Here is a 9,949-nt window from a genome sequence, read left to right as displayed (position 1 = left end):
CTTCAGCACATACCCCGCCGCACCAGCCATGATCGCCGAGAACAACGCCTCGTCGTCGTCATACGACGTCAGGATCAGACACGCCACATCCGGCAGCGCCGAGCGCACCTCCCGGCACACATCAATGCCACTGCCATCCGGCAACCGCCCGTCCNGCACCGCCACATGCGGATGCAGCGCCGGAATCCGCCGCAACGCCTCCGCCGCCAACCCGGCCTCACCGACGACCTCGATATCGTCATGCCGGGCGAGCGTCTGACGCAGACCATTTCGCACGATCTCGTGGTCATCGAGAACGAACACCCGGATCTTCTCCATGAACGCGACCATACGGGCGGGACGGGCCCTTCGCGCAGGTCGTGTCGACCGCGCCGGCCGGGACCTCCGGCCCCCGGGCCGGCCGGGCGGACCCCCGCCGGAATGAGCGCCGCGGGCGGGAGGTGGCCGACCGGCGCTTTGGCCACGCGACCACACCCGACAGACCCGAAAGGCCCACCGGGACGCCGCCGGACCGCCCCGGTCAACGTGACGGATCCGTCGGCGGACGCCCCCCGCACGCCGGCACGATGGTCCCGTCGCACCCCCTTCGACCGGACCACCGGCCACTACCGTGGATGTTGCCCGCGACGCGGGCGGCGCGCTCGGTACGTGCCACCGGGCGGCGAGGGGAGGCACGCGATCATGGAGTCGGTGACGGCGGGAATCGGTCGCGAGGTGGCGGTGGAGGTCGTGACGACGGCCTCGCTCGCCCCGTCCATCCACAACACCCAGCCGTGGCGATGGCGTCTCGCCGACGGCCTGCTGACCCTGCGCGCCGAGGTCGGTCGGCGGCTGGCCGTCCTGGACCCCGACGGCCGCCAGCTGCTGGTCAGCTGCGGGGCGGCGCTGCTGCACGCCCGCCTGGCCTGCCGGGTGCTCGGGCTGGAGCCGGTGGTGGAGCTGCTGCCGGGGGCGTCCACGCACGGTGGGCTGGAGCCGGTGCTCTCCGACGATCTGGTGCTGGCGTCGCTGGGGGTGGGCGGGCGTCTCCCCCCGGCGGACAACGACCGGCTGCTGTTCTCCGCCGCCGGCGCCCGGCACACCGACCGCCGGCCGTTCGAGGCCCGCTCCCTGGACAGCGGCCTGGTGGATCGCATGCGCCGCGCGGCCGAGGCGGAGGGCGCCTGGCTCATGCCGCTGGCGCACTCCGACCAGCGGCTCGACGCCGCGGTGGTGGCCGCTCGGGCGGACTGGGCGGAGCAGACCGACCCCGCCTACCGGGCCGAGCTGGCCAGCTGGCGGCGCGGGCAGGGCCCGACCGGGGACGGCGTGCCGACCGACGTCGCGGGCACCCGCCACCCCTTCCGGGCCAGTGACTTCCCCCTGCGCGACTTCGACACATCGGGCGCGGGGGGCGGGCTCACCGCGGGGAACCCGGGCGGCGGGCCCGTGGCGGACACCACCACTGACCGCACCGCCACCGACCGCACCGCCACCGACCGCACCGCCACCGATCCCGCGGCGGGCGGGTCGGCACCGGCGGGCGTTCCGCGGGCGGCGGAACGCCCCACCATCATCGTGCTCGGCACGGACGCCGACCAGGCCGAGGACCGGCTGCGCGCCGGCCAGGCCCTCGCCCGGGTGCTGCTCACCGTGACCGCCGCCGGTGCGGCGGCCTCGCCGCTGGGCCAGCCGGTCGACAGCGACGCCTACCGCTCGGTGATCGGGCGGATGCTGAGCATCACCGGGCACGTCCAGATGATCCTGCGGGTCGGCTACCCGCGCCGGGACGCGGTGGCCTCGGCGCTGACCCCGCGGCGCCCGATCGCCGAGATCCTCACCTTCGGGTAGCCGCCGCGGCGGTCAGCCGCCGTAGCCCAGTGCCGCCAGGCCTAGATCCAGGTCCAGGTCGATCATGGTGGCCTCCGCCTCCGCCGGGACCAGCGTGTAGGTGCGCCGGACGAAGTCGGTCACCCTGGTGACCGACATCTCCAGGGCGGCCCGGCCGCCCGCGGCGGGCAGCGACACCGCCAGCAGGCGCCGGCCGCCGCGCAGGACCGGCTCCACCCGCAGCCCGCCCAGCTCCGGCGGGCGCGGCCCAGCGCCGGTGAGCAGCTCCCGGGCGATGGTCAGCCGCGCCAGCCGCGGGTCGCCGACCGGGGCGCGCATCGTGATCGCGACCGGGTCCAGCGGATCGAAGGCCAGCGAGACGAGCGCGGGCGCCCGGTTCCCGGCGCCGCTCAGGTAGGTGGCGTTCACGTCCATGCTCACAACATTGGAAACAGTCGGACGGCTCCACATTGAGATCCTCCCCACCCTCGGTGTCGTGCCTCACGGTGTCACCGAGAGCGGGGCGGAATCATCCTGCCTTGGTCCGCCGCGGCGGGGGACCAAGGACCACCGGCGACTCACCTCCGGCGTGGAGTCAGGCCTTCTCGAGCACGCCGCAGGCGATGCGGTCACCGGCGTCGCCGGTCGCGTTCGACTTCTCGTCCGGGCCCGGGGCCGGCGCATCCGTCGAGCGGTACCGGTCCGGGATGTGGGCGAAGTTGTCCGGCTGCGCGTGCACGATCAGCGCCACGCCGCCCTCCTGCAGGTCGCCGAGGGTGAACCGGTCGGTCTGGCTCGTGATCTCGGCCGTGCCGTCGGAGTCGACCAGCAGCGGCGGCAGGTCGCCGGCGTGCTCGCCGTGGTGAGCGTTGGTGGGGTTGAAATGTGGCCCGGCGGTGCTGAACGGCCCGTCGGGGGCCTTCGGGTCACAGACCGGCTTCTGGTGGATGTGGAACCCGTGATAGGCACCCGCGGGCAGCCCGTGGAACCGGCCCTCGACCTGCACCGACCCGTCGGCGGGGGTGAGGGTCACGGTGCCGACCTCGGCGCCGGCGCCGTCCCGCAGGACGACGTCGACCGCGCCGCCGCCCTTGGGCGTGGTCGAGGAGGTGCCCGACGGCTGCGGGGTGGCCGCGGCGGCCTGATCGTCGTCGGCGCCGCATCCGCTTGCCAGGACCAGGCCGGCGGCGGCCACCGCCGCGGCGGCGAGGGCGGTACGGGACGGGGAACGTGGCAAGGCTGCCTCCAGGGCGGCGCGGAGTCCGGCGGGCGCCGCTCGACACGACCGGAGGGGCCGGACACGGCGGCGGGTCCGGTTGACGGCCCCCAAGCCTACGGAGCGAACCGGACCGGTGTCATTGCGTCGCGGCCCCGTGTCGCCGGTCCGACAGGCCGGGAAAGGCCGGGAAGTCCGGGACAGGACCTCGCCAGACCAGGTCAGATCGGTCCGGCCACGGCCGGTGTCGTCAGGTGTCGAGGCGGTCGCACAGCCGGTCCAGGTACTCCGGGGTGCGTTCCGGGGTGATGCTGTCGACCCCTATCCGGTTCATCAGCTCCTCGTAGCGGTCGACATCCTCGGGCCGGTCGAGGTTGGCTGCGCCGGTGAGGTGCTCCAGGTGCACCACGTCGGGCACCTCCGGCTCGATGAACCGCAGGATCGTGAACGTGCCGCACGGCGAGAGGTGCCCGCCGTACTGGGCCGGCAGGATCTGGATGATGATGTTCGGCGCGGCGGCCAGGGTGGCCAGGTGCCTGAACTGCGCCCGCAGGACCGCGGCCGAGCCGACCCGGGGCCGCAGTGCCGCCTCGTCGATGATCGCCCACAGCTTCGGCGGGTCGGGGCGGGTGAGCAGCGCCTGCCGCGCCATCCGCATCGCCACGGTGCGGTCGACGGCCTCCTCGGTGAGCGCGCCGCGGCTCACGGCCTGCCGGATGGCCGCGCGGGCGTAGTCCTCGGTCTGCAGCAGATCCGGCACCAGGTGCAGCTGGTAGGTCCGGATCAGCGCCGCGGCGGTCTCCAGGCCCAGGTACGGCTCCACCCAGCCCGGGACGACGTCGGCGAAGGAACGCCACCAGCCCGGCCGGTTCGACTCCCGGGCCAGGGCCAGAATCGGGGCACGGTCGACCTCGGCGACGACACCGTAGAGCGTGAGCAGGTCGGCGACGTCCCGCTCCTTGAAACCGACCCGGCCCAGCTCCATGCGGCTGATCTTCGAGTCGGACGCGCGGATCTGATAGCCGGCGTGCTCGCGGGTGATGCCCGTGCCCTCACGGAGTCTGCGCAGGCGTGCCCCCAGCATGATGCGATACACGATGGGTTCGCCGTCCAGCACGCTACCCTCCTCGTCGCGGTCCTCCCGGTGCCGCGTTCCGCCCCGCGGGCGGATTGTCGGAGGTCCGGATGACCGTCCACATACAAATACCTGGGCTATTTTTCCACAGGACGTACGACCGCACGCCGTGTGGTGCGCCGCCGGACCCGCGAAGCGACGGCCGCATCTGCTTTATCGAGCTTTCCTGCTTTCCGTCAAATCCGCTGGTGAGCGGATTGGCGCAAGGCCCGGCGAGGAACCGGGACCGGCACCGGGGACCGCTCCGGCGCCGCGCGCGCCCGGCAGAGACCAGGAAAGAACCCGGAAAAGACCTGGAAAGGACCCGGTAGTGCCGCGACAGGAACCCGGAAAGGACCCGCGCGCGGCGCCCGGGATGATGGGTCGATGAGGTCCAGGAGCCGGCCCGCCTCCCGCCACCCGGTGGGCCTCGCCCCGCCCGGTACCGCGCTGGCCCTCGAACACGTCGGCAAGACCTTCCCGGACGGCGCCGAGGTGCTGCGCGACATCACGCTGCGGGTCGACGCCCGGGAGATCGTGGCCCTCGTCGGGGCGTCCGGCTCGGGCAAGTCGACGCTGCTGCGCATCGCGGCCGGCCTGACCGCGCCGAGTGCCGGCACGGTGCTGACCGGCCCGGACTCCCCCGCGTTCATCTTCCAGGACCCGACGCTGCTCCCCTGGCGGACGGTCGCCGGCAACGTCGCGCTGTTCGCCGAGCTCGACGGCATCCCGCGCGCGGACCGCCAGGCGCTGGTCGCCGACGCGATCGCGCTCACCGGCCTGCGCGGTCACGAGCGGCAGCGCCCGCGGGCACTGTCCGGCGGCATGCGGATGCGGGTGTCGCTCGCCCGCGCCCTGACCGCGCGGCCGTCGCTGTTCCTCTTCGACGAGCCGTTCGGCGCGCTGGACGAGATAACCCGCCAGCGCCTCGGCGACGAGCTCCAGCGGCTGCATCTGCGGGAGGGTTTCGCCGGCCTGTTCGTCACCCATTCCGTGGTCGAGGCCGTGGCCCTGGCGCGGCGGGTCGGGGTTCTCTCGGCCCGGTCGGGAAGCCTCGTCACCGAGATCGAGATCCCGTTCGAGTATCCGCGGGCGGAGACACTCCGCTATGACGCCGCGTTCGGCCGGGTGGCGCGGGCGGTTTCCGACGCGCTGCGCGAGTCCTTCGCCGCCGAGGTTTCCGGGTCTCCGCCCGGGGTCGGGGAGTAGATCCGCCGGTGCGCCGCCGCCGCCGCACGCCGGCGGAGCGGCCCGGCCGGGCCGGCGTCGCGCAGCGCGACCCGGGCCGCCATGGCTCCCGGGCCGCCATGCGCTCCGCCCCCGGGATGCGCCGACATCGATGCCAGATAGAGCCCCGCCACCGGTGTCTCCGGCCGGCCCAGGCCCGGTACCGGCCGGAACATGAGCTGCTGGTGCAGACCGGCGGTCCCCCCGCCGAGAGCGCCGCCGCGCAGGGTGGTGTCCATCGCCTCCAGCCGGGTGGGCGGTTGGACGTCCCGGCCGAGCACCAGCGCGCCGAAGCCGGGCGCGTACTCCTCCAGCCGGCGCTCCACCCGGTGCACCAGGCGGGCGACGTCGTCATCGTCCCAACGGCCGGTGACCGCGTCACCATCGCCATCACCGCCGCCGTGCGCGCCGCGGCCGGCGTCGCCCCGCGGATGCTGTGGGAGGTGGAAGTACGCCCAGCCGCTCTCGGTTCCCGCCGGCGAACGGGCCGGATCGGCGGTGGTCATCTGGCCGAGCACCAGGAACGGGGCGGCGGGGACGAGATCGCGGGCGAGCTGGGAGGCCAGCACAGTCAGATCGTCCATCGTGCCGCCGAGGTGGACGGTGCCGGCCTGGGCGACCCGCGGATCGGCCCACGGGATCGGACCGGCCAGCGCCCAGTTAATCTTGAAAGTCGCCGAGTCCCAGTGGAAGCGGCCCAGGTCGTCGAGCAGCCGGGGCGGCAGGTGCGCCTCGGCGACCAGGCCGCGGTACAGCGAGACCGCGTCGACGTCCGCGATCACCGCCCGCCGGGCGGGCAGCACCGTGCCGTCGGCGAGGCGCACGCCCCGGGCCCGGCCGCCGCGGATGGTCACGCCGGCCACCCGCGTACCCGTCCGCAGCTGCCCGCCGCCCGCGCGCAGCCGGCGCACCAGGGCGTCGGTCAGCCGGCCGGCGCCGCCTTCGGGCACCGGGAAGCCGACGTCCTGGCCGAGCATGGCCAGCAGCCAGCCGACCAGCGCCGAGCCGGCCGACTCGGGGGCCAGGTCGGTGTGCAGCGCGCAGCCGGCCAGCAGCAGCCCCGCGCCCTCGCCGGCGAACTCCTCGGCGGCGAACCGCCGCACCGGCAGGGTGGCGAACCGGGCGAAACGCAACAGGTCGGCGGCCCCGAGCACGCGGGCGAGCCGCGCGCCCGCCCGCACCGGCGGGAACGGGTCGGCGAGCAGCGCGTCCAGCAGCGGTTCCCGGACCCGCTCCCAACGGGCCGCCTGCGCCCGCCAGGCCGCCGCGTCGGCGGGAGCATAGGCCGCCAGCGAGGCGCAGGTCTCGGCGAGGTCGGTGGACAGCACCGCGCACCGGCCGTCGGTGGTGGGGTGGGCCAGTACCCGTGGAGCGTGCCGCCAGCGCAGGCCGTGGTCCTCCAGGGCCAGGCTGCGCAGGGCCGGCGAGCGGGCGGCGAACGGGTAGAAGGCGCTGAACAGGTCGGTGCCGAAGCCGGGCGCGGTCACCTCGGCGGAGCGGCAGGCGCCACCCGGATCGTCCTGCGCCTCGCAGACCACGACGTCCCAGCCGGCGTCGGTGAGGAGGTTGGCCGCGACCAGCCCGTTCACGCCGGCCCCGATGACGACCGCGTCCGCCGCCCCGCGGCCGCGCCGGGGTGCGGGCGGCGCGGGCGGGGACACCGCCCTGGCCGCGCCCCGCCCGCTCACCTCACCCGCCCGCTCCACCCGCCGGCTCGACTGCCGCCCGCTCAGGCGATGCGGCGCTCCAGCGCGACGTCCAGCAGCTCCTCGGTGATGACGAGCTTGACCCGCGGGCGGCCGGCCGGCTCACCGGAGGAGCGCTCGGCGGCGTCGATGAGCCGCCACCCCGCCTCGGTGACCAGGTGCGGCTGGCGGCCGCGCAGCCAGCTCTCGATCTCATCGAACGGGTCGCCGGCGCGGACGTGGCGCGCCACCGAGCCGTCGGCGATGTCGGTGAGCAGCTGGCCGACGGTCTCCGCGGCGCACTTCTTGTTGGTGCCGATGATGCCGGTCGGGCCCCGCTTGATCCAGCCGGCCACGTACTCGCGCTCGACGCCCTCGACCCGACCGTTGGTGTTCGGGATCACGCCGCGGCGCTCGTCGAAGGGCAGGCCGGGGATCTCGCGGCCCTTGTAGCCGACGGCGCGCAGCACCAGGCTGGTGGGGACGGTCTCCCGCTCGCCGGTGTCCACGGCGGTGACCCAGCCGTCCTCGCCGACCTTCAGCGCGTTGCGGGCGAAGACGATCTCCTCGACCCGGCCGTCGCCGCGGATCTCCAGGGGGCTGCGCAGGAAGCGCAGCGCGACCCGGCGCTCGCCCGCGGGCAGCGGGTTGGCGGCGTAGCCGCGCAGGATGCCCAGGTTGCGCTTGACCAGTCGGGACAGCGCCTCCTCGCCGGGCTGCTCGGCGACCTCGGCCGGGTCGACGTCGACGCCCGACTCGGTGAACTCGGGCAGCTCCTTGAGCTCGGCGGTGGTGAACGCCGCCTGCGCCGCGCCCCGGCGGCCGACGACCATGACCTCCCGGAGCGAGCAGTGGCGCAGCGCCTCGAGCGCGTGGTCGGCGATGTCGGTGCGCGCCAGCCGCTCGTGCGGGGAGCACAGGATGCGGGCGACGTCGAGCGCCACGTTGCCGGCGCCGATGACCACACCGCGGTCGCCACTGAGGTCGAACTTCAGGTGCGCGTAGTCGGGGTGGCCGTTGTACCAGCCGACGAAGTCGACCGCGGACTCGCTGCCCGGCAGGTCCTCACCGGGGATGCCCAGGCGCCGGTCGGTCTGCGCGCCCACGGCGTACAGGACGGCGTCGTAGCGCTCGGTCAGCTCCTCGCGGGTGACGTGCCGGCCGATGTCCACGTTGCCGAAGAAGCGGAAGTTCTCGTGCGCGGCGATCGCGGCGTAGACGCTGGAGACGGCCTTGATCTTCGGGTGGTCCGGAGCGACCCCGGAGCGCACCAGACCCCAGGGCGTCGCCAGCCGCTCGTACATGTCCACCCGCACCGGAACGTCGTTCTGCTCCAGCAGCGAGGCCGCGGCGTAGAAACCCGACGGACCCGATCCAACCACCGCGACGGTCAACGGCACGGTTCCACTACCCTGAGGCATTCAGTCCACTCCTCCAGCCGATTTCCCGTCACGCGAGCGCCTTCGGCCCGACCGGGGCCGTCCACCGCGCGTTCGGGTGCCGCCCGGTCACACCCACCGGCGACGTCACGGGGTGGCGGAATCACGGTAAGCCAGGCCTCATCGCCCCGCAGGTCGCTACCGCGCCGTACCGGCCACCCACCACGCAACGTAGAGAAGGCGGGTTCGCGGCGCAAGAACTGCGCCGGCCGGACACGGTGACCGCGGGTCGATCTGACGCCCCGGCACTTCCGGTCGACTCATTTCCGAAACCCGAAGCCGGGTTTGTGGTGAAAAGCCTGTTTTCAGGCGACCCGTTTCCGTGCCCCGCCAGGCCCGGGAGGCTGCCGGCCGGTCCGCCGGTCCGCCGGTCGGTCCGTGGTGGCCTCCTGGTGGCCGACCACGTCGTCAGCTTCGGGCGGCTCCGAGGGCCATCGCGTGCAGCATCGCACCCATCTGGGGCCTGACCAGGTCGTTCGCGCTGTGCGGAGTGGAGTTGATCAGACCGAACAGTGCGTGGGCACGGGCCCGGGCGGTCGGCGCGTCCAGCTCGGGCCTCGCCTCCCGCAGGACGTCGACCCAGTGCTCGGCATACGCCCGCTGCAGTCTGCGGACCTCGCGGGCGGCCTCCTCCGGCAGGCTCCACAGGTCACGGTCGTGAATGACGATCAGCTCGGGATGGTCGAGCGCGAACGCGACATGGCCGCGGATGAGGCGGTCCAGCGTCTCGGCGGCCCCGACGCCCGTCCGCCGGGCCTCGCGGGCGCCTTCCAGCAGATGCTGGCTGATGCCGACCAGCAGCTCCACCAGCATCGCGTCCTTGCTCGGGAAGTGCCGGTAGATCCCGGGGCCGCTGATGCCGACCGCGGCGCCGATCTGCTCGATGCCCACACCACGGAACCCGCGCTCGGCGAACAGGTGGGCGGCCGCGCTCAGCAGTTCCTCCCGGCGGCTGGAACGTGCCCGGGGACGGGAGCGTTCCGGCCCCTCGGGACCGGCGCCGCCGACGCCGCCGGCGCTCCTGGCCCGCCCGGCCGCGGCGGGCCGGCCGGACCCCGCTCCACGGGACGCACCGGTGTCTCCGCCCGGCGCGTTCGGGGCGATTTCAGCTGACACCGGAACAGTCCTCCTCGGGCCGCAGGCTACCAGCTCGCCTACAGCCCGGCAGGCGCCGCCCACGATCAGTGGAACAACCCCGGCCGCCCGCCGCCCGGCCATCGGACGGGCGTGCGACCGGGGCTCGGGGCCCTACACGCCGCGGAAGCGGTTGATTGCGGTGAGGTGCCGGGCGCGGGTCTGCTCGTCACGAATCCCGAGACCTTCCCGCGGCGCCAGGCACAGCACCCCGACCTTGCCCTGATGCGCGTTCCGATGCACATCGAACGCCGCCTGCCCCGTCTCCGCCAACGGATACACCTTCGACAACGTCGGATGCACCAGCCCCCGCGCGACCAGCCGG

General features: G+C 74.3%; 9 protein-coding genes and 2 pseudogenes. 2 read left to right on the top strand and 9 right to left on the bottom strand.

Annotated features, from left to right (window positions below):
• Together UG55_RS44505 and UG55_RS44500 are read right to left on the bottom strand one after the other, a co-directional pair.
• Positions 1-154 (bottom strand): annotated as a pseudogene (locus UG55_RS44505) (response regulator); the annotation flags it as partial.
• Position 155: 1 nt separating this feature from the next.
• Positions 156-318 (bottom strand): response regulator transcription factor (locus UG55_RS44500; protein ID WP_396231029.1); only part of this gene is annotated, 163 nt, incomplete at its 3' end.
• Between the two features lie 363 nt (positions 319-681).
• Between UG55_RS44500 and UG55_RS26375 the strand changes: the two genes are divergently transcribed.
• On the top strand, positions 682-1,830 hold the full coding sequence (locus tag UG55_RS26375) for an Acg family FMN-binding oxidoreductase (protein WP_066074592.1): 1,149 nt from the start codon (positions 682-684) through the stop codon (positions 1,828-1,830).
• 12 nt (positions 1,831-1,842) lie between these two features.
• Here the strand turns inward: UG55_RS26375 and UG55_RS26370 are convergent, their stop codons facing one another.
• From UG55_RS26370 to UG55_RS26360, 3 genes are all read right to left on the bottom strand, one after another.
• Positions 1,843-2,244, bottom strand: a complete 402-nt coding sequence (locus UG55_RS26370; protein ID WP_242425147.1) for an SsgA family sporulation/cell division regulator — start codon at positions 2,242-2,244, stop codon at positions 1,843-1,845.
• Positions 2,245-2,404: 160 nt separating this feature from the next.
• Positions 2,405-3,046 carry a superoxide dismutase family protein gene (locus UG55_RS26365; RefSeq protein ID WP_066074586.1) on the bottom strand — a complete coding sequence of 214 codons (642 nt, stop codon included), beginning with the start codon at positions 3,044-3,046 and terminating at the stop codon, positions 2,405-2,407.
• A gap of 229 nt (positions 3,047-3,275) precedes the next feature.
• Positions 3,276-4,142: a helix-turn-helix transcriptional regulator gene (locus tag UG55_RS26360; RefSeq protein WP_083987225.1), complete on the bottom strand. Its 867-nt coding sequence runs from the start codon at positions 4,140-4,142 to the stop codon at positions 3,276-3,278.
• Between the two features lie 384 nt (positions 4,143-4,526).
• Between UG55_RS26360 and UG55_RS28015 the strand changes: the two genes are divergently transcribed.
• The gene (locus tag UG55_RS28015; protein ID WP_083987224.1) at positions 4,527-5,348 is read left to right on the top strand and encodes an ABC transporter ATP-binding protein; all 822 of its coding nucleotides are present in this window, start codon (positions 4,527-4,529) and stop codon (positions 5,346-5,348) included.
• On the opposite strand, the gene UG55_RS26350 is transcribed toward UG55_RS28015, so the two are convergent.
• The 4 genes and pseudogenes from UG55_RS26350 to UG55_RS26335 all read right to left on the bottom strand — a co-directional run.
• The gene (locus UG55_RS26350) at positions 5,246-7,027 is read right to left on the bottom strand and encodes an NAD(P)/FAD-dependent oxidoreductase (protein ID WP_066074597.1); all 1,782 of its coding nucleotides are present in this window, start codon (positions 7,025-7,027) and stop codon (positions 5,246-5,248) included. The genes UG55_RS28015 and UG55_RS26350 overlap by 103 nt on opposite strands.
• A gap of 68 nt (positions 7,028-7,095) precedes the next feature.
• Positions 7,096-8,472 (bottom strand): FAD-dependent oxidoreductase, encoded by a 1,377-nt coding sequence (locus UG55_RS26345; RefSeq protein ID WP_066074580.1) that lies wholly within the window; start codon positions 8,470-8,472, stop codon positions 7,096-7,098.
• A gap of 426 nt (positions 8,473-8,898) precedes the next feature.
• Positions 8,899-9,606 carry a TetR/AcrR family transcriptional regulator gene (locus UG55_RS26340; RefSeq protein WP_242425145.1) on the bottom strand — a complete coding sequence of 236 codons (708 nt, stop codon included), beginning with the start codon at positions 9,604-9,606 and terminating at the stop codon, positions 8,899-8,901.
• A 132-nt stretch (positions 9,607-9,738) separates the two neighbouring features.
• Positions 9,739-9,949 (bottom strand): annotated as a pseudogene (locus UG55_RS26335) (crotonyl-CoA carboxylase/reductase); the annotation flags it as partial.

This window comes from Frankia sp. EI5c, assembly GCF_001636565.1.
In the GTDB taxonomy this organism is placed as follows: Bacteria; Actinomycetota; Actinomycetes; order Frankiales; family Frankiaceae; genus Parafrankia.
This window is presented reverse-complemented; position numbering and strand designations above follow the sequence as displayed.